The organism is Kitasatospora sp. McL0602 (assembly GCF_052076145.1).
Lineage (GTDB): Bacteria > Actinomycetota > Actinomycetes > Streptomycetales > Streptomycetaceae > Kitasatospora.
Genome location: NZ_CP197246.1, coordinates 2,535,139 through 2,555,541 on the forward strand (window position 1 = coordinate 2,535,139; position 20,403 = coordinate 2,555,541).

General features: G+C 73.5%; 19 protein-coding genes. 6 read left to right on the top strand and 13 right to left on the bottom strand.

From position 1 onward, the window contains the following. Positions 1–34: 34 nt before the first annotated feature. The 3 genes from ACR68M_RS11395 to ACR68M_RS11405 all read right to left on the bottom strand — a co-directional run bounded on the left by ACR68M_RS11395 (position 35) and on the right by ACR68M_RS11405 (position 2,102). Positions 35–238 (bottom strand): hypothetical protein, encoded by a 204-nt coding sequence (locus ACR68M_RS11395; protein WP_441250337.1) that lies wholly within the window; start codon positions 236–238, stop codon positions 35–37. Positions 239–402: 164 nt separating this feature from the next. Continuing rightward, a complete protein-coding gene (locus ACR68M_RS11400; RefSeq protein ID WP_441250338.1) occupies positions 403–843 on the bottom strand; it encodes a molybdenum cofactor biosynthesis protein MoaE in 441 nt (146 codons plus the stop codon). 110 nt (positions 844–953) lie between these two features. Beyond that, positions 954–2,102: an NAD-dependent epimerase/dehydratase family protein gene (locus ACR68M_RS11405; protein WP_441250339.1), complete on the bottom strand. Its 1,149-nt coding sequence runs from the start codon at positions 2,100–2,102 to the stop codon at positions 954–956. Between the two features lie 162 nt (positions 2,103–2,264). On the opposite strand from ACR68M_RS11405, the gene ACR68M_RS11410 reads away from it, so the two are divergent. Together ACR68M_RS11410 and ACR68M_RS11415 are read left to right on the top strand one after the other, a co-directional pair. Next, positions 2,265–3,809 carry a zinc-dependent metalloprotease gene (locus tag ACR68M_RS11410; protein ID WP_441250340.1) on the top strand — a complete coding sequence of 515 codons (1,545 nt, stop codon included), beginning with the start codon at positions 2,265–2,267 and terminating at the stop codon, positions 3,807–3,809. Next, positions 3,806–4,372, top strand: coding sequence for an NUDIX hydrolase (locus tag ACR68M_RS11415; RefSeq protein ID WP_441250341.1), 567 nt, complete (start codon positions 3,806–3,808; stop codon positions 4,370–4,372). The genes ACR68M_RS11410 and ACR68M_RS11415 overlap by 4 nt, the downstream gene beginning before the upstream one ends. A gap of 9 nt (positions 4,373–4,381) precedes the next feature. Here ACR68M_RS11415 and ACR68M_RS11420 read toward each other — a convergent pair whose 3' ends face one another. Next, positions 4,382–4,912, bottom strand: a complete 531-nt coding sequence (locus ACR68M_RS11420) for a M48 metallopeptidase family protein (RefSeq protein WP_441250342.1) — start codon at positions 4,910–4,912, stop codon at positions 4,382–4,384. Positions 4,913–5,296: 384 nt separating this feature from the next. On the opposite strand from ACR68M_RS11420, the gene ACR68M_RS11425 reads away from it, so the two are divergent. Both ACR68M_RS11425 and ACR68M_RS11430 read left to right on the top strand, forming a co-directional pair. Next, positions 5,297–6,379 (top strand): ThiF family adenylyltransferase, encoded by a 1,083-nt coding sequence (locus ACR68M_RS11425; protein ID WP_441250343.1) that lies wholly within the window; start codon positions 5,297–5,299, stop codon positions 6,377–6,379. Between the two features lie 197 nt (positions 6,380–6,576). Continuing rightward, positions 6,577–7,914 carry an ABC1 kinase family protein gene (locus tag ACR68M_RS11430; protein WP_441250344.1) on the top strand — a complete coding sequence of 446 codons (1,338 nt, stop codon included), beginning with the start codon at positions 6,577–6,579 and terminating at the stop codon, positions 7,912–7,914. A 143-nt stretch (positions 7,915–8,057) separates the two neighbouring features. Here ACR68M_RS11430 and ACR68M_RS11435 read toward each other — a convergent pair whose 3' ends face one another. The 4 genes from ACR68M_RS11435 to ACR68M_RS11450 all read right to left on the bottom strand — a co-directional run bounded on the left by ACR68M_RS11435 (position 8,058) and on the right by ACR68M_RS11450 (position 12,006). Next, positions 8,058–8,306, bottom strand: coding sequence for a hypothetical protein (locus tag ACR68M_RS11435; RefSeq protein ID WP_441251581.1), 249 nt, complete (start codon positions 8,304–8,306; stop codon positions 8,058–8,060). Positions 8,307–8,455: 149 nt separating this feature from the next. Further along, a complete protein-coding gene (locus tag ACR68M_RS11440) occupies positions 8,456–8,818 on the bottom strand; it encodes a WhiB family transcriptional regulator (protein WP_441250345.1) in 363 nt (120 codons plus the stop codon). 166 nt (positions 8,819–8,984) lie between these two features. Beyond that, positions 8,985–9,440 (bottom strand): hypothetical protein, encoded by a 456-nt coding sequence (locus tag ACR68M_RS11445; RefSeq protein WP_441250346.1) that lies wholly within the window; start codon positions 9,438–9,440, stop codon positions 8,985–8,987. A 283-nt stretch (positions 9,441–9,723) separates the two neighbouring features. Then, complete coding sequence (locus ACR68M_RS11450) at positions 9,724–12,006, bottom strand: ATP-dependent DNA helicase UvrD2 (protein WP_441250347.1); 2,283 nt, start codon at positions 12,004–12,006, stop codon at positions 9,724–9,726. Between the two features lie 252 nt (positions 12,007–12,258). Between ACR68M_RS11450 and ACR68M_RS11455 the strand changes: the two genes are divergently transcribed. Further along, on the top strand, positions 12,259–12,516 hold the full coding sequence (locus ACR68M_RS11455) for a mycoredoxin (RefSeq protein WP_441250348.1): 258 nt from the start codon (positions 12,259–12,261) through the stop codon (positions 12,514–12,516). Between the two features lie 101 nt (positions 12,517–12,617). Here the strand turns inward: ACR68M_RS11455 and ACR68M_RS11460 are convergent, their stop codons facing one another. Further along, entirely contained in the window at positions 12,618–13,424 is an 807-nt protein-coding gene (locus tag ACR68M_RS11460) for a GntR family transcriptional regulator (RefSeq protein WP_441250349.1), read from the bottom strand. 161 nt (positions 13,425–13,585) lie between these two features. Here ACR68M_RS11460 and ACR68M_RS11465 point away from each other — a divergent pair, with 161 nt between their 5' ends. Further along, positions 13,586–14,074: an ATP-binding protein gene (locus ACR68M_RS11465; RefSeq protein ID WP_441250350.1), complete on the top strand. Its 489-nt coding sequence runs from the start codon at positions 13,586–13,588 to the stop codon at positions 14,072–14,074. A 119-nt stretch (positions 14,075–14,193) separates the two neighbouring features. On the opposite strand, the gene nudC is transcribed toward ACR68M_RS11465, so the two are convergent. The 4 genes from nudC to ACR68M_RS11485 all read right to left on the bottom strand — a co-directional run bounded on the left by nudC (position 14,194) and on the right by ACR68M_RS11485 (position 20,383). Continuing rightward, complete coding sequence (gene nudC / locus ACR68M_RS11470; RefSeq protein WP_441251582.1) at positions 14,194–15,093, bottom strand: NAD(+) diphosphatase; 900 nt, start codon at positions 15,091–15,093, stop codon at positions 14,194–14,196. Positions 15,094–15,238: 145 nt separating this feature from the next. Further along, complete coding sequence (locus ACR68M_RS11475) at positions 15,239–16,639, bottom strand: dipeptidase (protein ID WP_441250351.1); 1,401 nt, start codon at positions 16,637–16,639, stop codon at positions 15,239–15,241. A gap of 115 nt (positions 16,640–16,754) precedes the next feature. Further along, positions 16,755–19,613: an FtsX-like permease family protein gene (locus ACR68M_RS11480; protein WP_441250352.1), complete on the bottom strand. Its 2,859-nt coding sequence runs from the start codon at positions 19,611–19,613 to the stop codon at positions 16,755–16,757. Beyond that, complete coding sequence (locus ACR68M_RS11485) at positions 19,610–20,383, bottom strand: ABC transporter ATP-binding protein (protein WP_441250353.1); 774 nt, start codon at positions 20,381–20,383, stop codon at positions 19,610–19,612. Before ACR68M_RS11485 ends, ACR68M_RS11480 begins: the two co-directional genes overlap by 4 nt. Positions 20,384–20,403 lie beyond the last annotated feature (20 nt).

Sequence of the window (20,403 nt, forward strand, 5' to 3'; positions counted from 1 at the left end):
AGTACGGGACGAGTGCGCCCGCGCGCCGCTCGGGCTACGTCCGGGCCTGCTCACCGGCCTTGGAGGCAGTGCTGCCGCCGGTCGCGGTACTGCGTTCCATCGCGGCCAGGAAACGCTGGTGGTCGGCCAGCGAGGCCGGGTCTCCGGTCGCCCTGGGGGTCCGGGCCGCCCAGCCCGCCCAGAGCATGGCGACCAGGGCGGCGATGACGGGGATGATCAACCAGGCGAGCGCTGCCATGTCCGTACTCCCAGCTCGTCGTGTCTATGAGCAGATTAACCACCCGGACAGACAACGGTTGCGGCGCCATACGGGTTACGGCCCGGGGATTCCGGTCACCAGCAGGGAGTATTCGTAGCACCGGGCCCCGCCACGCGGGTGATCACCGGGTCGGGCGGGGCGGCTCAGCAGTTGCCCGCGCCGACCCACTCCTCCTCGCCGTCGGCGAAGACCTGGTGCTTCCAGATCGGCACCTCGTGCTTGAGGTCGTCGATCAGCCGCCGGGCCGCGGCGAAGGCCTCGCCCCGGTGGGCGCAGGAGACCGCGACGATCACGGCCTTGTCGGTGATCTCCAGCCGGCCGATCCGGTGCACGGCCGCGAGGGCCCGGACGGGGAAGTCGGCGCAGATCTTCTCGGCGATCCGCCGCATCTCCCGCTCGGCGGAGGGGTGGGCGCTGTACTCCAGCGCGGCGACCGACTTCCCGCCGTCGTGGTCACGCACCGTCCCCACGAAGACGGTGGTGCCACCGGCCGCGTCGTCGCCGACGGCTTCGTACACCTCGTCCAGCGAGAGCGGGGTCTCGCGGACGGCGAGGAGACGGATGGGGTCGTGGTTCTCGGACATGTTCACCATGATTCCCCATCGAGGGCCGTCGTGAGCAGTGGCTTCCGCATCACGATTTCGAAATTTCACGATACGAGAAAGGCGGCCGAGTAGACGGCCAGGGGAGACGACTAGAAGCGGCGCCGCTTGCGGGCCCGCCGCACCAGCGCCGCGGTGCCGACCAGGGCCACCGTCGCGCCCGCCGCACCGAGGCTGGTGGCGGCCTCCTTTCCGCCGAGCCGGCGGCCCGCCACGGCGTGCTTGCCCGAGACCTGCGCCAGCAGCTCGCCGAGCACCTGCTCGTTCGTCCGGGAAGGGCGCCAGCCCGCCTCGTGCAGCCGGCTGCCGGAGACCACCCACGGGTACATGGTGTACGCCAGGTCGCCCGCCGGGGCGGGGGTGAGGCCGAGCCGGTGCAGCCGGGCCGCGGTGCCCAGGGCCAGCGCGGCGGGCAGCTCCATCCGCCGGATGCCGGAGAGCGACTCGACGTCCTCCTGCTCCAGCCAGCCGTCGCAGCCGACCGTCACCTCGCCCTCGACCAGACCGAGCGCCGCGTACTCCAGCGCCGAGGCGAGGTCGTCGATGTGGCAGAACTGCCAGCACGGCCGGGAGCCGGCCACCACCAGCAGCCGGGGGGCCTCGAAGTGCCTGGTCAGCACGGTGTCCACGCCGGGGCCGACCACCACGGCGGGCCGCAGCACCGTCACCTGGAGCCCGGGGTGGGCCCGGGGCGCGCGCCGCGCCAGCCGCTCGATCTCCAGCAGGTCACCGACCAGGGAGGCCTCCTCGGTGGCCAGCAGCTCGGCGTCCTCCGCGAGCGGCACCTCGTTGTCGGCCAGCGCGCCGTAGACCATCGCCGAGGTGCAGAGCACCACCCGGCTCACCCCCGCCGCCGCGCCCGCCGTCAGCACCGTCTGGGCACCCCGGACGTTGTAGGCGCTGCGGACGCGCGGGTCGGTCTCCATGCCGAGGTCCATCGCGAGGTGGACGACCACGTCGACCCCCGCCAGCCGCTCGGCCACCGCCGGGTCGCGGACGTCCAGCACCCGCCACTGCGCGCCGGGCACGTCACCGCGCCGGTCGTCGAGGGCCAGCACCTTCCGTACGCCGGGTGAGGCGACCAGGCGGGCCGCGAGGCGTTCGCCGATCGGGCTTGCGGCGCCCGTGACCGCCACGGTCAGGGGCTTGCCGCCGTAGGCTGGAGACGGCGAACCCGCGGCAGCAGGGGCGTCCTCACCTCCGGTCAGCCCAGAGCGAACGTCCGAAGGCGGGGAACTCACCGGCCATCCTCCACGGTTAGCTTATGTGCGTACGTACGAGTGTCACGTACCGACCATCCTGCCCGAGGCGCGGGCCCAGTGGTGCACCCGGCGCGGGCCGGGTCGCCCCGGTCATCGCCCGCCCGCCGCCCCGGGCCTGCACACTGCCCGCCACAGCCCCGCGTGACGGCCGACCAGATCGAGGACCCCGTGAGCGACGACCTCCCCTTCGGATTCGGCGTTCCGCCGGAGGAGCCCGAGGACAGCAAGGCCAAGCGGGACAAGGACGACAAGCCCTCCGAGCCCGGCGGTGAGACACCCGCGCCGTCGCCCTTCGGCTTCGGCGGAGCCAACCCCTTCGGGGCGCTCTTCGGCATGGGCGGTCCGGGCGCGCCGGGCGCCGGCGGAGACAACCCCTTCGGGGCGATGCTCGGCGGGCTCAACCCGAACGACCTCGGCGCCGCCTTCCAGCAGCTCGGGCAGATGCTCTCCTTCGACGGCGGCCCGGTGAACTGGGAGCTGGCCAAGGACATCGCCCGGCAGACGGTCGTCGCCGAGCCCGTCGAGGGCCGGAGCAAGGACCGTTCGGTGAGCGCCACCGAGCGCTCCGCCGTCGCCGAGGCCGTCCGGCTGGCCGACCTCTGGCTCGACTCCGTCACCGAGTTCCCCTCCGGCGCCGGCACCGCCGTCGCGTGGAGCCGGGCCGAGTGGGTCGAGGCGACCCTGCCGGTCTGGAAGGACCTCGTCGACCCGGTCGCCGAGCGGGTCGGCAACGCCATGGGCGGCGTGCTGCCCGAGGAGATGCAGGCCATGGCGGGCCCGCTGATGGGCGTGATGCGCTCGATGGGCGGCGCGATGTTCGGCACCCAGATCGGCCAGGCGCTCGGCGCGCTCGCCGCCGAGGTGGTCGGCTCGACCGACGTCGGCCTGCCGCTCGCCCCGGCCGGGAAGGCCGCGCTGCTGCCGCAGAACGTCGCCGAGTTCGGCGAGGGCCTCAGCGTCCCCGCCGAGGAGGTCCGGCTCTACCTGGCCCTGCGCGAGGCCGCCCACCAACGCCTCTTCGCCCACGTGCCGTGGCTGCGGGCCCACCTCTTCGGCGCCGTCGAGGCGTACGCGCGCGGCATCAAGGTCGACACCACGCGGATGGAGGAGCTGGTCGGCCAGCTCGACCCGTCCAACCCCGAGGCGCTCCAGGAGGCCCTCGCGGGCGGCCTGCTCCAGCCCGAGGACACGCCCGCCCAGAAGGCCGCGCTGGCCCGGCTGGAGACCGCCCTCGCCCTCGTCGAGGGCTGGGTCGACGCGGTCGTGCACGCCGCCGCCGAGCCGCACCTGCCGCAGGCCGACGCGCTCCGCGAGACCGTCCGCCGCCGCCGCGCCGCCGGTGGCCCCGCCGAGCAGACCTTCGCCACCCTGGTCGGCCTGGAGCTGCGCCCGCGCCGCCTCCGGGACGCCTCCCGCCTCTGGGCCTCGCTCGCCGACGCCCGCGGCGTCGAGGGCCGGGACGCGCTCTGGCAGCACCCCGACATGCTGCCCACCGCCGCCGACCTGGACGACCCCGACGGCTTCGTGCACCGCTCCGCCGACGAGGGCGAGGGCGGCTTCGACTTCGACGCCCTGGACAAGCTGCTCGGCGAGGCCGCCGAGAAGGGCAAGGCCGCTGAGAAGGACAAGGCGGCCGAGCAGGACAAGGACCGCAAGGACGACGGAGAGGGCGAGCCCAAGGCATGACCACCCTGCACGACGACGCCGTCCAGGCCCTCCGGGGCTGGACGGTCTCCGACGCCGACCAGGCGCAGCTGCGGCTCGACTACCTGGCCCACCTGGCCGAGCAGCCCGAGGGCCTCTGGCGCTCCTGTCTGCCCGCCCACATCACCGCCAGCGCGCTGGTGGTCGACCCGGCGGCCGGGCGGGTGCTGCTCACCCTGCACCCCAAGGTCGGCATCTGGCTCCAGATGGGCGGCCACTGCGAGCCGGGCGACCGGACGCTGGCCGAGGCCGCCCTGCGCGAGGCGACCGAGGAGTCCGGCATCGCCGGTCTGCGGCTGCTCACCGTCGACGGCCGGCCCGTCCCGGTCAAGCTCGACCGGCACCAGGTCCGCTGCACCGGCAAGGACCAGCCGGAGAACACCCACCTCGACGTCCAGTACATCGCCCTCGCCCCCGCCGGGGCGGAGGAGATGATCAGCGAGGAGTCGCTGGACCTCCGCTGGTTCGCCTACGACAGCCTGCCGGAGCTGACGGACGTCTCCGTCCGCGACCTCGTCGCCCTGGGCGAGAAGCTCACTGCCTAGGGGTGCTCGTCACGGCCGGCGGGCGTGCGGGAGGCGGGACGCCGAGGCGACGCCCTCCAGGTAGCCGCGGGCGCGTTCGGTGCGCGGGTACGCCTCCAGCAGGGCCCAGAAGCTCGGGCCGTGGTCGGGGACGAGCAGGTGGGCCAGCTCGTGCAGGAGGACGTAGTCGACCACGTACTCGGGCATTCCCTGGAGGCGGTGGGAGAGCCGGATCGTCCGCTCGCTGGGGGTGCAGGAGCCCCAGCGGGAGTTCTGGTTGGTCACCCAGCGGACGTGCTCGGCCTCGGCCCGCCCGCCCAGGTAGCCGGCCGAGAGCTCCCGGGCCCGGACGGCGAGTGCGTCGTCGCCCAGGATGCGGCGGCTCTCCTGGGCAGCCAGCCGGTCGAGCATCTGGGCCACCCAGCGCTGCTCCTCGGCGTGCGACATCCGCGCCGGGATCAGCACGATCGTCCGGTCGCCCTCGCGGTAGGCCGACACGGTGCGGCTGCGCCGGGCGCTGCGGCGGACCTCAACCGCCGCCGACCTGACGGGCTCGGGCACCGGCCGTTCCACGGCCTGGTCGGGCGGGGCGTCTGAGGTCTTCGGGTGCGCCCGCGTGCCCGGCGTCGCGACTCCTGCCCCGGAGGCTGCACGGGCACGCCGACGCGACACCGAAGGACGGGAGTCCCGTTCGGCTGCCATGCCACAGGACGTTACCCGGTGCATCTGACAGAAGTCCGCTGCCGTGGCCGAATTCTTTCCACTGTGATCGTGAACGAAAGCCGCCACCCGTGGGTTGTCCACAGGCTGTGCAGAACGATCGTCGGACCACCACACCGGGCCTGTGGACGGGCGCGCACGGGCCACCGGCGAAATCGGGCATTCTTCCCTCAGGCACCCGGCTGCAGACGCCCGGAAGGTGCCCGACCGACCGGAGGACCGCCCATGCGCCCGAGCCTCAAGCCCGCACTCTCCCGGGTCTGGCGGGACGAGGACACCCTGCAGTTCGGCACCCTGCGCCAGCACGCCCGGGTGGTCGAGGCCGCCGGCGGGCCCGTCGCCGCCTTCCTGGAGCTGCTCGACGGCACCCGGGAGCGCCCCGACCTGCTCGCGGCCGGGGAGCGCCTCGGCCTCGGCGCCGGGCCCGCCGAGCAGCTGCTCGGCTCGCTGGAGCAGGGCGGGCTGCTGGACGACGCCGCGGCCGCCGGGGAGGCCCTCGCGCACTACCCCCGGCCACGGCAGGAGCTGCTCGGCCCGGACTTCGCCTCACTCTCGCTCGTCCACCCGGCGCCGGGCGAAGCCCCCGCCGTGCTCCGCGCCCGAGCACTCGCCCGGGTCGAGATCCGGGGCGCCGGGCGGGTGGGCGCGGCGATCGGCGCCGTCCTCGCCGCCGGGGGCGTCGGCTCCGTCCAGCTCACCGACCAGGGGCGGGTCGCGGCCCGGGACTGCTCCCCGGCCGGGCTGCCGCCGACCGAGATCGGACGGCTGCGCACCACCGCCGCCCGGGAGGCCGTGCAGCGGGCCGCCGGGGCGGCCCCCGGCGAGCGGCACCGCCGCCCGGCGAGCAGCGCGCCCCCGCCCGCCCTGGTCGTGCTGGCCCCCCGGGACGGCAGCGCCGCCTTCACCGGCCTCGCCACCGAATCCCAGCGGCTGATGCGAGCCGGGGTGCCGCACCTCTACGTCGGCGTGCTGGAGCACCTGGGCGTGGTCGGGCCGCTCGTCCTGCCCGGCACCTCCGCCTGCGGCAGTTGCGCCACGCTGACCCGGCGGGACGAGGACGAGTGCTGGCCCAGGCTGCTGGCCCAGCTCGCCGACGGCGCCCCCGGCCGGCCGCGCTCACCCGCCTGCGACAGCGCCCTGGCCACCGCCGTGGCGGGGCTGGCGGCCCTGCACGTCCAGCTCCACCTGGACGGCGGGCGGCCACCGAGCGTGGACGGCTGGTGCGAGATCTCCGGCGCCGACGGGATGGCCCGGCGGCTGCGGCTGCGCACCCACCCGGACTGCGGCTGCCTCTGGCAGTCGGGGTGACGGGCCCGCCCGCGCGCCCCCCACGGCAGGCATCGCGCCCCGGGGCCGGCCCGGCGTGTGAAGTTCACCTGCTGGCACGGCCCATCCGACTTATTCGGCCGGGCCGCTCGGGCGAGCGGGCACAATGGCGTAGTGACGACCGTCCCCCGGCCTTCCGGCCGGTTCGGACATCCGACCGAACACCCCGGGGGTGGCCCATGTCCGACATGCCGCGCAAGGCCGTCTCCCGGACGGCGCGCCTGGCCGCCCTACCGCTGAGCTTCGCCGGGCGGGCGACGCTCGGGCTGGGCAAGCGCCTCGGCGGCCGGCCCGCCGACGTGGTCGCGGCGGAGTTGCAGCAGCAGACGGCGGAGCAGCTCTTCTCGACCCTCGGTCGGCTGAAGGGCGGTGCGATGAAGTTCGGGCAGGCCATGTCGGTCTTCGAGTCCGCCCTCCCGGAGGACGTCGCGGGCCCGTACCGGGCGGCGCTGACGAAGCTCCAGGACTCCGCCCCGGCGATGCCGACCAGGACCGTCCACACCGTGCTCGCCGAGCACCTCGGCGCCGACTGGCGCTCGCTCTTCCGGGAGTTCGACGACACCCCGGCGGCGGCGGCCTCGATCGGGCAGGTGCACCGGGCGGTCTGGCACGACGGCCGGGTGGTCGCCGTGAAGATCCAGTACCCGGGGGCGGGGGACGCGCTGCTGACCGACCTCGCGCAGCTGGCCCGGCTGGCCAAGGTGCTCGGGCCGCTGATCCCGGGGATGGACATCAAGCCGCTGATCGCCGAGCTGCGCGAGCGCGTCACCGAGGAGCTCGACTACGAGCTGGAGGCCGAGGCGCAGCAGGTGCACGCGGAGGAGTTCGCCGACGACCCGGACATCACCGTCCCCGGGGTCGTCTCGCAGGCCGGGCACGTGCTGGTGACGGAGTGGATGGAGGGCACCCCGCTCTCCCGGATCATCTCCTCGGGCACCCGCGAGGAGCGGGACCGGGCGGGGCAGCTGCTCTCCCGCTTCCTCTTCGCCGGACCGGCCCGGACGGGCCTGCTGCACGCCGACCCGCACCCGGGCAACTTCCGGCTGCTGCGCACCTCCGGGCCCTCGGACACCTGGAAGCTGGGGGTGCTGGACTTCGGGACGGTGGACCGGCTGCCGGGCGGCCTGCCGACGCCGATCGGCGACTCGCTGCGGCTGGCCCTGGCGGGCGACGCCGGCGCGGTCTACCGGATGCTCCGTCAGGAGGGCTTCGTCCGGCCGACCATCACGCTGGACCCGGACGCCGTGCTGGCCTACCTGCGCCCGATCATCGAACCGACCCGGGCCGAGGAGTTCACCTTCTCGCGGGAGTGGATGCGCGCCCAGGCGGCCCGGATCGCCGACCCCCGCTCGCCGGCCTACGACCTCGGCAAGCAGCTGAACCTGCCGCCCTCGTACCTGTTGATCCACCGGGTGACGCTCAGCACGATCGGGGTGCTCTGCCAGCTCGGCGCGACCGTCCGGCTGCACGACGAGCTGACGGAGTGGCTGCCGGGCTTCGCGGCCGACGCGGGCTGACCGGCTGCCCCGACGCCGCTGCCCCAAAACGCGCCTGCCCCAACGCCTGCGCACGAACGCGCCGATGGCCGCTTCCCTTCCGCAAGGGGGAGCGGCCATCGGCGTCACGGGGGTGAGGTGGTGCGGACCGGCCTCGGGCGGACCTACATCACCACGAGGGCGAGCGCCCGGCGGGCCCGCATCGAGGCCCGCTCGGCCCGGCGGGCCAGCCGGGTGGCGCGGGCGAGGCGGACGGCCGTCCGTTCGTGCTCGGCCTCCTGGAGGCGTTGTTGCATATGGGCACGGGCCAGGTTTTCTTGCAGAAGATGCATCTCGAGGGTCCTGTTCCTGGTCTGAAGTTCGGTGGCCTGCTCGGCGCGGCGGACGGTCGGATCGATGGCGACGGGGTTCATGTGGTGGTCCTGCTCGGGGTGCATGCTCGGGAACGGACGGGAGTGGGCTGCATCGGCCTTGGCAGCGGCGATGCGGATCGAACGACGCAGTGCGGTGTCCAGCGGGGGCTGCTCTCCCCGGCGGACGGCGCCTGCGGAGGCGGCGGGGCTCACGCCGCGACCTCGGTCTTGCGCGGGCGGCCACGCGGCCGCTTGCGGGCCACGACGACACCCTGGACGAAGAGCTCGCCGCCCCAGACGCCCCACGGCTCACGCCGCTCGAGCGCGCCCGTCAGGCAGGCGTCCTTCACCGGGCAGGTCCCGCAGAGGGTCTTGGCGTACTCGACGTCCGCCGGGGTCTCGGCGAAGAAGACCTCGGGGTCGAAGGCGCGGCACGGGATGGGCAGGCCGAGCGCCTCGGCGTCGTTCACGGTGAGCTGCATGCGGGATACCTCCGGGGGGTCGGCCTGGTCGGCCTTGGTGAGCGTGTCTGTCGGTACGGACGGGAGTGGCGGCGTGATGACCGTTGGCACTTGGTGTTCCTCGTCTTCTTCTCTGTGGTTCCGAACCGGCTGGCTGGTGGGGCCGGCTCGGAGGCCCCGAAGGGCCAGGGGGGTCTGACGTACCGGACAAAACAGAAGGGCCGCGGTACCCGGTGTACGGGTTCCGCGGCCCTGGAGGCGCCGACCTGAGGCTGACTCAGGTTCGTTCTCTCCAGGGTTGAGGCCCGCGGAAGGCCCGCATCCGGACGGCCATGGCGCCCGGGAGGGCGGCCTTGGCCTGGTCGATCTGCTTCGCGTCCTGCTGCTGGGGTGCTCCGGCACCGATGACCCGCGCATAGTCGCCATGCTTGGCGGCGGCTACTGCGGCCTTCGGTGCCTGGATTCCTCGCTCGCTGCGCAGCTCACGGCTGCCTTCGAACGTCGCCCAGTCAATGGACAGACCAGACTCGACGAAGGTTGCATCAGTGTTGCCAAGACCACTGACAACAGCGACGACACCGGTGGCGTCGAGACCCAGACCATTCCCGGCGAGGACGACCACGCCACGCGTGAGCGAAGCTGCGGACGAGGCGCCGGTGGTGCCGAACAGCGCCGAGGCGCACGAGGGCATGGCAAAAACGGTCTGGCCAGTCATTTTGGTGATCGTGGTCATCGACACTGTCTTCGCCTCCTCTCGGCGTCTCGCGGATCCCAGTCCCCCGGGCTCCGGTGTTCGGATGTCTGTCAGGTCAAGCGGGTGAAGCAGTCGAGCGGTGATGCAGTCGAACGGCACAGCTGATGGTGCGCATGGGGATGCTGTGACAGGAGTGACCCCGTACAGCTTGCGATCTCGTCTCCTTGACCGCTCCGGCAGGCTATTGCGCGTGATGTGCGGCGCGCAAACTATTTTTCCGGCGAGTTTCGAGGTGTTGCCCGAAGTGATCATCGCGAGCGGCTCAGGCCGACTCGTCGAACTCCCCCGGAACGTCCTCAGGGGTGTCGTCGGCAGGCGGCTCGATCGCGTCTTCCGGCTCGATCAAGGCGTCCACTGGTTCTTCCCCCGAACACAACGAGAGCACGTCGGCCCCGTACTTGTCCAGCTTCATCGCACCGACGCCCGAGATCACCGCCAGTTCACGCTCGGTCTTGGGGACGTCCTCGGCGATCGCCATCAGCGTCGCGTCGGTGAACACCACGTACGCCGGGGCGCCCTGCTTGCGGGCCTGCTCGGCGCGCCAGCCCCGGAGCCGCTCGAAGAGCGCCTCGTCCATCGAGGACGGGCAGGTCTCGCAGCGGCGCAGCTTGCGCTCGACGGCCTCGATGAGCGTGCGGTCGCAGACCCGGCACTTGACCGGGCCGCGCGCCTTCCGGGCCGCCGGGCGGTCGGCGCCGAACTCGACGCCGCCCTGCCCGCCCCGGGTGCGCGGGCCGGGGGCGTTGGAGCCGGGGCGCAGGCCGTCCAGGAAGCGGGTCGGCTTGCGGCTCGCGCGCCCGCCCGGGGAGCGGGAGAGCGCCCAGGAGAGCGAGAGGTGCACCCGGGCGCGCGTCGCCCCGACGTAGAGCAGCCGGCGCTCCTCCTCGATCTGCTCGTCGGTCTTGGCGTAGATGATCGGCAGGGTGCCCTCGGTGAGGCCGACCAGGAAGACCGCGTCCCACTCCAGGCCCTTGGCGGCGTGCAGCGAGGCCAGCGTGACGCCCTCGACGGCGGGGGCGTGCTGGGCGGCGGCGCGGGCGTCCAGCTCGGTGACGTACGCGGCCAGGTCGGTGCCCTCGCCCGCCAGGGTGCGGGCGGCCTCGAACTCCTCGGCGAGGCGCACCAGGGCCGCCAACGACTCCCAGCGCTCGCGGACGGTGCCCGAGCCGGCCGGGGGCTCCGGCGTGAAGCCCCGGCTGGCCAGCACCGCGCGGGTCTGCCCGGCGAGATCGGGCGCGCCCGCCGTGAGCGGGTCGGAGCCGGCCCTGGCGGCGCCGCGCAGCAGCATCACGGCGTCCCGGACCTCGGGGCGCTCGAAGAACCGCTCGGCGCCCTTGAGCTGGTACGCCACGCCCAGGTCGGCGAGCGCCTGCTCGTAGACCTCGGACTGGCCGTTGGTGCGGAAGAGCACCGCGATCTCACTGGCGCGGACGCCCTTGCCGAGCAGGTCCTTGATCCGGTGCGCGGTGGACTCGGCCTCGGTCGGCTCGTCGGCGTACTCGACGTAGACCGGCTCGGGCCCGGCCTCGCGCTGGGAGACCAACTCCAGCCGGTGCTGGGCGGCCTGGCCCCGGGCCTTGGCGAGCAGGCCGTTGGCCAGGTGCACCACCTGCGGGGTGGAGCGGTAGTCCCGGACCAGCTTGACGACCGTCGCCTCCGGGTGCCGGGTGCGGAAGTTCAGCAGGTAGTCGGGCGTCGCGCCGGTGAAGGAGTAGATGGTCTGGCTGGCGTCACCGACCACGCAGAGGCTGGCGCCGCCCTGCGTCCACTGGTCGAGCAGGCGCTGCTGGAGCGGGGAGACGTCCTGGTACTCGTCGACCGTGAAGTGCCGGTACTGGGCGCGGACCCGCTCGGCGATCTCCGGCCGGTCCTCCAGGATGGCGGCGGTGAGCAGCAGCACGTCCTCGAAGTCGATCACGCCGCGGTCGCGCTTGGTCTGCTCGTAGGTGGCGTAGACCTTGGCGATCTCGGCCGGGTCGCGCGGGGCGTCGCGGCCGGTCTTGACGACGGCGGCCGGGTAGTCGTCGGGCACGATCTGGGTGACCTTGGCCCACTCGATCTCGGCGGTGAGGTCGCGCAGCTCGGTGCGCTGGACGCGCAGGCCGCTGCGCCCGGCGGCCTCGGCGACCAGCTGCACCTTGCGCTCCAGCAGCCGGGGCACCTCGCCGCCGACGGCGCGCGGCCAGAAGTACTGGAGCTGGCGCAGCGCGGCGGAGTGGAAGGTGCGGGCCTGCACGCCCTCGGCGCCGAGCTGGCGCAGCCGCCCGCGCATCTCCCCCGCCGCTCGGGCGGTGAACGTCACGGCGAGCACCTGCTGCGGCTGGAAGACGCCGCTGCGCACGCCGTAGGCGATCCGGTGGGTGATGGCGCGGGTCTTGCCCGTCCCGGCGCCGGCCAGGACGCAGACGGGCCCGTGCAGGGCGGTGGCGACCGCCCGCTGCTCGGGGTCGAGGCCCGCGAGCACGGCGTCGGCACCGATCGGCGCGGCACCGGCGGAGGGGTGGTACGGGCCACGGTCGTAACCGCCCGGGAGCTCTTCCTGCATGCCGACCATCCTCTCAGCCCGCCGGAGCCGCTCTGCCTGCCCCGGGTCTCGGATCACCTTGTCCGGTGATCCTTACAGGCTCGACCGAGATTCTGCCGAGAGTTGTCCACAGCCCCGGCCGGATCAGCTGACAATCACCACACCGGCAGGCGCGCGCGGCCGCGCACACGCCCCTCGCGTACGCGGAATGCCCGGCGCCCGCGACACGTTCTCCCCTCCGACCGTACGCCCTCTCTCGAAGGAGCCCCCGCGATGTCCGGCAGCGTGACGATGTACAGCACGACCTGGTGCGGCTACTGCAACCGCCTCAAGAGCCAGCTGGACCGCGAGGGCATCGGCTACAACGTGATCAACATCGAGGAGGACCCGGCCTCGGCCGCCTACGTCGAGTCGGTCAACAACGGCAACCAGGTCGTCCCGACCGTCATCGTCGAGCCCGCCGCCGGTGGCGAGCGGGTCGTGATGACCAACCCGAGCCTGATCCAGGTGAAGAAGGCACTGGCCGCCTGAGCCCCGAGCCCGGGTCGGGGCGGCCAGCCACGGCCACCCGGACCCGGGCACGCCCAGACCCGGGCGCACTCAGACCCGGGCACGCCCAGACCCGGGCGCACTCAGACCCGGGCCCCCAGCTCGACCCGGGCTCCCAGTTCGCCGAGCCCGTAGACCAGGCGGCAGCGGTCCGCCGAGTAGCGCGTCTCGATCACCCGGACCGGCCCCCGGGTGTCGTACGTGACCCGGGTCTGCACCAGCAGCGGCACTCCGGGGCCGCCCTGGAACCAGGCCGACTCCTCCGGCCCCGGCATCCGCGAGACCAGGTGGTCGACGCCGCCGATCTCGGTCCGCCCGAGCGCGTTCAGCACCTCCTCGTCGCCGCCGGGCACGGCGTCCGGCTCCATCAGCGGTGTGCCCGCCGCCAGGCCGGCCCGGTAGTGGCTCTCCTCGATCGAGTACGGCTCACGGTCGATCAGCCGCAGCTGGCGCCGGACGACCACCGCCTCGCCGGGCCGCATCCCGAGCCGTTCGGCGATGTCCACCCGGGCCCGGACGATGAGCATCTCGAAGTCGACCGTCAACTCACGGCCCGCCGAGCGTGCCTCTTTCGTGTAGACCTCGGTCGGCCCGGCCAGGCAGTCGCGCTGGCCCGGCACGAGGGTGGGCCCGTACGCGCGGTGGTCGAGCACCGGATGGTCCTTCAGATAGGTGCCCTTGCCCTGGAGGCGGATCAGCCTCCCCTCGTTGACCAGCACGTCCACTGCGAGCCGCACGGTGTTGCGGGCCACGCCGTAGTGCTGCTCCAGCTCGGTCTCGACCGGCAGTGCGACGTCGCCGCGCCACTCGCCGGCCGCGATGCGGCGGCGCAGATCTGCGGCCAGCCGCTGGTACTTGGGGGATTGGGCACTGCCCCGGGGAATTGTCACCCGAGTGAATGTAGCGATTGGGCTTGCGCCATTTCAGCCAAACCCGCCACTATTGGCCGGGATTGGGGATTCCGAGGCCGACCTACCCAACTCTGCCCCGGCTCAGCCCGCCAGTCCGCCAGTCCGCAGGAACTCCCACCAGCACTCCCGGGGGCGGAACCATGCCCGAAACCAGAGCGGCGCGCCAACCCGACGCGCGGCAGTCCGAGCAGCACAGCACCTCCCCGTCCGGGGCCGAGCGCCGACCCGGACGGGCTCTCGCAGCCGCCGAGCACGGCGCGTGGTCCGCGACGGCCACCTTCCCACCCCGCCCCGGCAACGTCGGCCGCTCCAGGCGGCTGACCAGGACGGCCCTGGCCGCCTGGGGCAGCCCGGAGCTCGCCGACAGCGCCGAGCTGCTGGTGTCCGAGCTGGTCACCAACGCCCTGCGCTACGGGCAGGGGGCCATCTCGATCACCCTGGCGCTCACCGACACCGCGTTGCAGATCTCCGTGGCGGACTTCGGGCGCGGCCTGCCGCAGGCCCGCGAGGCCGCCCCGGAGGACTCCCACGGCCGGGGCCTGGCGATCGTCTCCGCGCTCTGCAGCCGGTGGACGGTGACCACCAGACTGAGCGGCAAGACCGTCAACTGCTGGCTGGAAGTCGAGTAGTCGCCGAGCAGTTTTCGAGTGGCTTTCGAATAGCGGCAGAAGAAGCAGAAAGGGGGCGCGCGGCCATTCACCGCACGCCCCCTTTCGGTTTGATTCTCCGCCGATCAGAATCCGTACACTTACCAGCGGGCCGAAGAAGGCAGCGGTTCCCCGTACCAGAGTTCGACCAGATGACGGGCGATCGAAATTCCGGACGGCGGCAGCAGCTCCCCCGCCGCCATTCCGGCCCGCAGCTCCTCGCGGGAGACCCAGCGCGCCTCCGCCAGCTCCTCGCCGTCCACCGTGATCGCGGTGCCGGCCGGGTCCGCCTTGCCCATGAAGCCGAGCATCAGGCTGGCCGGGAAGGGCCACGGCTGGCTCGCCACGTACTCGACCTGGGCCACCCGCACCCCGGCCTCCTCCAGCACCTCGCGGGCCACCGCCTGCTCCAGCGACTCGCCCGGCTCGACGAACCCGGCGAGCGTGGACCAGCGGCCCTCCGGCCAGATCGCCTGACGGCCCAGCAGGCAGCGGTCCTGCTCGTCGGTGATCAGCATGATCACCGCCGGGTCGGTGCGCGGGTAGTGCTCCGCCGCGCAGGAGGTGCAGCGGCGGACGTGGCCGGCTCCGGCCTTCTCGGTCGGGTGGCCACAGCGGGAGCAGAAGCTGTGCAGCCGGTGCCAGTGCTCCAGGGCGACGGCGTGCACCAGCAGCCCCGCGTCCCGGCCGCTGAGCTGCGCCCCGACCTCACGCAGCCCGGCCGGACGGGCGTCGCCGTCCAGCCGGCCCGGCAGGCTGTCGTCCGCCAGCGCGAAGTACGAGATGCCGTCCTCGTCGGTGCCGAGGAAGTAACGGTCCCCCGTCTGCGGCGCCTCGAAGGAGGGCATCAGCACCAGCTCGGTGCCCTCGTCGGTGTCGACCACGAAGGCCTCGCCACCGGAGATCGGCAGCACCTTGGTGGTCGGGTGGCTCCAGGCCGCCGCCAGCCAGGGCTCGTCGAAGCGGTGCTGCGCAGCGCGGTCGACACCGGCGCGGGCCAGCGCGAGCCCCCTCTCCGGCTCGGCGCCGGCGGGCTTGGCAGCGGTTTCAGGCACGGTGCTCAACTCGGTCCATCCCCGTTCGGGTCATCGTGCAGACAGTCGTGCGGCTGGTCGTGCGAGTAGTGGTGACAGTCGTGCGGGCGGTTCACGCCTGCGGCCAGTTCTCGGCCAGATCGCCCCACAGGTAGGCGGCGGTCTCGACGCCCTTGACGAGCAGGTCGAGCTCGACCTTCTCGTTGACGGAGTGCCAGCCGTCCGAGGGCACCGAGATGCCGAGGAAGAGCACCGGCGCGCCGAGCACGTCCTGGAGGTCGGCGGCCGGCCCCGAACCGCCCTCGCGGGTGAAGAGGATCTCCTGCTGGAAGGCCCGGCCCATCGCCCGGACGGTGGACTGCAGCGCCGGGTGGTCGAGCGGCGTCAGGCAGGGCCGGGTCGAGCCGGGGAAGACCAGCTCGTACCGGATGCCCTCGGGCACCCGGGTGGCGACCCAGGCCCGGACGGCCTCCCGGACCTTCTCGGGCTCCTGCCCGGCGACCAGCCGGAAGGAGAGCTTGAGGTGCGCCTCGGCGGGCACGATGGTCTTGCCGCCAGGGCCGGTGTAGCCGCCCCAGATGCCGTTGACCTCGGCCGTCGGACGAGCCCAGATGCGCTCCAGCGTGCTGTACCCGGCCTCACCCTCGGTGCCGTACGACTTGGCGACGCGCAGCCACTGCTGCTCGTCGAAGGGCAGCGCGGCGAAGAGTTCGCGCTCGCGCTCGGTCAGCTCGACGATGCCGTCGTAGAAGCCGGGGACGGAGACCCTGCGGTCCGCGTCGTGCAGCGCGGCCGCCAGCTCGGCTGCGACCGTCGCCGGGTTGGGGACGGCGCCGCCGAAGGAGCCGGAGTGGATGTCGGTGTCCGGCCCGAAGAAGTCGATCTGGGCGTCCATCAGGCCGCGCATGCCGGTGCAGACGGTCGGTGTGGTCTCGGACCACATGCCGGTGTCGGAGATGATCACGACATCGGCGGCCAGCCGCTCGGCCTCGCGGCGCACCAGCGCGGCGAAGCTCGGCGAGCCGGACTCCTCCTCGCCCTCGATCAGCAGCTTGAGGTTGACGGCGGGCGCCGTGCGGCCGGTGGCCGCCAGGTGGGCCCGGACTCCGAGGGTGTGGAAGAAGACCTGGCCCTTGTCGTCCGCCGCGCCCCGGGCGAACAGCTGCTTGCCGACGACCGTCGGTTCGAACGGGTCGGTGGCCCAGCCGTCCTCCTTCGCGGCCGGCTGCACGTCGTGGTGGCCGTAGACCAGCACGGTCGGCGCCGCGGCGTCACCGGAGGGCCACTCGGCGAAGACCGCGGGCAGGCCGTCCGTCTCCCAGACCTCGGCCACCGGGAAGCCGGTCTCGCCCAGCTTCGCGGCCAGCCACTCCGCCGAGCGGCGGACCTCGCCGGCCCGCGCCGGGTCGGCCGAGACGGACGGGATGCGCAGCCAGTCGGCCAGATCGGCGAGGAAGGCGCTCTGGTGCTGGTCGATGAAGGAGCGGACGGCGCTGTCCGGGGTTTTCGTCATACGGACGACTTTAGTTCGCCCGTGCGGGGGCGCTGCGCTAGGGCCGGGAACTGACCGCGGCCGGCCGGCCCCTGGGGACCGGCCGGCTGCGTGCGGTGTCACTGGCCGCGAGGTGTCACTCGCTGCGGCGGCCCAGGGTCAGCCGGGAGCGGGTGAAGAGCATCGCGAGCAGGACGGCCACGGTGGGCAGCCCGATCAGGGTGAGGCCCAGGGTCTGCCACGGGATGGCGATGACCACCCGGCTGTGCAGGTCGCTCTGCATCCCCGAGGCGCCCGACGCGAGGGCCTCGACCTTGCGCAGGGCGACCGCCGGGACGACTCCGGAGATGGTGCCGAGGACGGCGCCCATCGCGGCGATCACCCCGCACTGGAAGCCGGAGAGCCTGCGTCGGATGCCTCCGGTCGCGCCGACCGCCGCCAGGGTGGCGAGGTCCCGCTGCGAGTCGGCGGCCGCGAGACCGGTGGCTATGCCGGCGGCGCCGAGTGCGACGACGGCGGCGAAGCCGCTCAGGCCGATCATGGTCAGCGTCTGCTGGGAGCGGTAGCCGCGTTCGACCTGGACCTCGCCCTCGGAGCTGATCTTGCTAGCGGCCGCGATGGCCTTCTGCTCGGAGGAGCTGGAGGGCGCCGCGGTGGGCAGCCAGACGGCGCCGCTCGGGCTGGTGGTCATGCCCAGCCGCTGGGCCGTCTCGGGCGTGATCAGCGCGGCACCGGCCTGGACCTGTGCGGTGGTGAGCACCGCGTCGACCGTGACCAGGTGCGTCTGCGGCTTGCTGCTCTCTGCGACGACCCCGCCGGGGCCGACCGAGGCACCGGTGGCGGTCGCCTTCCACGGGTCCTGGAGGCCGATGGTGACCTTGCCGTCCTTGAGGTACTTGGCGTCGAAGACGACCGCCTTGCCCTGGGCGAGCGCCTGCTCGGCCGCCGGGTCCTTCACCCCGAACAGGTTGCGCAGCACCGTCGCGTCGCCGGAGGGGACGGAGCCGTAGCCGCCGCTGTAGTAGGTCTGGTTGCGGCAGCGGGGGTCCTGGCTCAGCCGGTTGAAGTCGGCCGGGCTCAGCTGCTGGGTCACGTCCGGGTCGTTGGCCGGGCAGCGGCGCTCCTTGGGGAGCACGATGTCGACGCTCCCGCACTCGCGCGACGTACGGCAGTCACCCTTGTAGTGGGTCTGGAAGATGTCGCCCCGGGCCCCGAGGGCGGGGATGGACCGCTCGACGGCGTCGGCCTGCTGCGACAGCGTCCTGGTGTCGACGTCGCGCGACCAGCCGAGCGAGATGGCCACGCCGCCGCTGGGCAGCCTCGCCTCGTAGTGCTCGCGGTTCTGCTGGTCGTTGCTGGCGCTGTAGATGCCGACGGCGACGGTGCCGGCGACCGCCGCCATCACGGCGGCCACGGCGGGGGCGGTGCGGCCGCGGTGGCGCACGGAGTCGCGCAGGGCGAGCCGGGGGCTGAGCGGCAGCCAGCGGCCGAGGCGGCCGAAGAGGCCGACCAGGACGGGTGTGCAGGCGACCATGCCCAGCTCGGCGATCATCGAGCCGCCGAGGACGGCCGTGGTGCGGTGGCCGAAGGCCTGGCCGCCGAGGGCGAGCGCGGCGCCGCCGACCACCATGAGCAGGCCCAGCAGGGCGAGCTTGCGGCTCGCGGGCTTGACCGAGCCCCGGCCGGTGAGCGCCTCGACGACGTCCTGCCGGGAGGCCTGGACGGCCGGGACGATCGCCGCCAGCAGGCCGGTGACCAGGCCGATCGCGGCGATGCCGAGCAGGTCGAGCGGCTCCAGGCCGAAGTGGCCGAAGCGCGACCCGGAGTACATCTCGGCCAGCGGGCGGACGGCCGCGACCGAGACGATCGCGAGCACCACCCCGGTGACGGCCCCGGCGAGGCCGAGCACCACGCCGCCGCCGAGCACCACGGCCCGGACGTGCGAGCGGTCACCGCCACCGGCGGCCAGCAGCCCGAGCTGGCGGCGCGAGCGGCGGGCGCCGACGGCGAAGGCCGGGCCGGCCAGCAGGACGATCTCCAGCAGCGCCATGCCGGCGACGGTGCCGAGCGCCACCACGACGGTGTTGCTCATCCCGTTCTCGCCCTGGTACCTGTCCTGATCGACGAAGTACGGCACCTGCGAGCGGGCGGGCGGGTCGAACAGGACGGTGCGCGAAGTCGCGGTGAAGCCGTACTTGTTGAGCTCCAGCACCTTCGGCCAGTCCAGGACGGCGCCGGCGGGCAGCTTGACCAGCCAGTCGTCGGCCTTGCCGACTGCCCGGTCGCCGGTGTCGCCGCGCTTGTCGGCGAGTGGGGCGAGCAGGCTGCCGGGGCGGCCGATCAGCGCGTCGTTCTTGAGGGAGCCGGGGTACTCGACGGCAGCGGTGATGGTGAAGGGCTTGCCTTCGAGGCCGCGCACCGTGGTGGTGTCACCGACCTTCAGACCGGCCTCGTCGAGGAAGTGCTGGGTGGCGGCGATCTCCTGCGGCGCTGCGGGGGCGCGGCCGCCGGTCAGGTTGAGCTTGCCGCGCCAGACCGGGTCGGTGAGGTCGGCCTCGGCGGTGCTGACCCGGAGCTGGCCGTCCTTGGTGCTGGTGACACCACCGTTGCCGACGGCCACCGGGATGAGCACGCTGCCGGTCGGCAGCAGCTGCTTGACCAGCACCGTCGCGTCGGTGCTGAGGCTCTTCTGCTGCTCGGGGGTGGCGACCGTGCCCGGGACGGGGCTCCGGCCGCTGCGGCCCTCGTCGGCGTTCGGGGCCTGGGTCGCGATGATCCCCGGGCTGAGGACGGAGACCAGGGCGTCGGCGCCGCCCAGCGTGCGGACGGCCGTCTCGCTCGGCGTCAGCTGCCCGCTGCGGTAGAACACGTCGGCGCCCGTCACCCCGAGGACGGGCAGAGCGATCATGGCGAGGACGAGCGCGCTGCGACCCTTGGCCCGCAGGGCGTCGCGGCGGGCGATGCGGAGGGCGACCCGCCAGGCGGTGAGCTTCACTCGGCCACCGGCCCGTTGATGCTGTTGGTCGCGGCGGAGACCAGCAGACTGGCGGCGTCCCGACTGACGCTCTGGTCGACCATCAGGCCGTCCCGCAGGAAGACCACGCGGTCGGCCCAGGCAGCGTGCCGGGCCTCGTGGGTGACCATCATGGCGGCGGCCCCGGCGTCGCAGCGGGCCCGCAGCACGGCGAGCACCGCCTCGCCGGTGGTCGAGTCGAGGGCGCCGGTCGGCTCGTCCGCGAGCACCAGGCGGCGGTCGCCGATCAGGGCGCGGGCGATGGCAACGCGCTGCTGCTGGCCGCCGGACATGTTGTCGGGGAAGCGGTCGGCCAGCTCCTCGATGCCGAGCTCGGTCAGCGCGGCGAGGGCCTCCCGGCGGGCGGCACGGCTGGATATGCCGTCCAGCTCGCGGGGCAGCGCGATGTTCTCGGCGGCCGTCAGCGCGGGGATGAGGTTGTAGTCCTGGAAGACGTACCCGATGGACCGGCGGCGGACCTGGGCCAGCCGCTTGCGGTTGAGCGAGCCCAGGGCGACGCCCTCGACCAGCACCTGGCCGGCCGTCGGGCTGTCCAGCCCGCCCGCCAGGGTCAGCAGGGTGGACTTGCCGGAGCCGGAGGGGCCCATCACGGCGACGAACTCCCCCGGGTGCACCTTGAGATCGACTCCACGCAGCGCGTGCACCTCGGTCGTGCCATGCCCGTGGACGCGGGTGACGCCCTCCAGGTAGAGCACCGGCGCGGCGTTGCCTTCGGCTTGTGAGGTGGTCAACTTTCCCCCTGCGGTTGTTC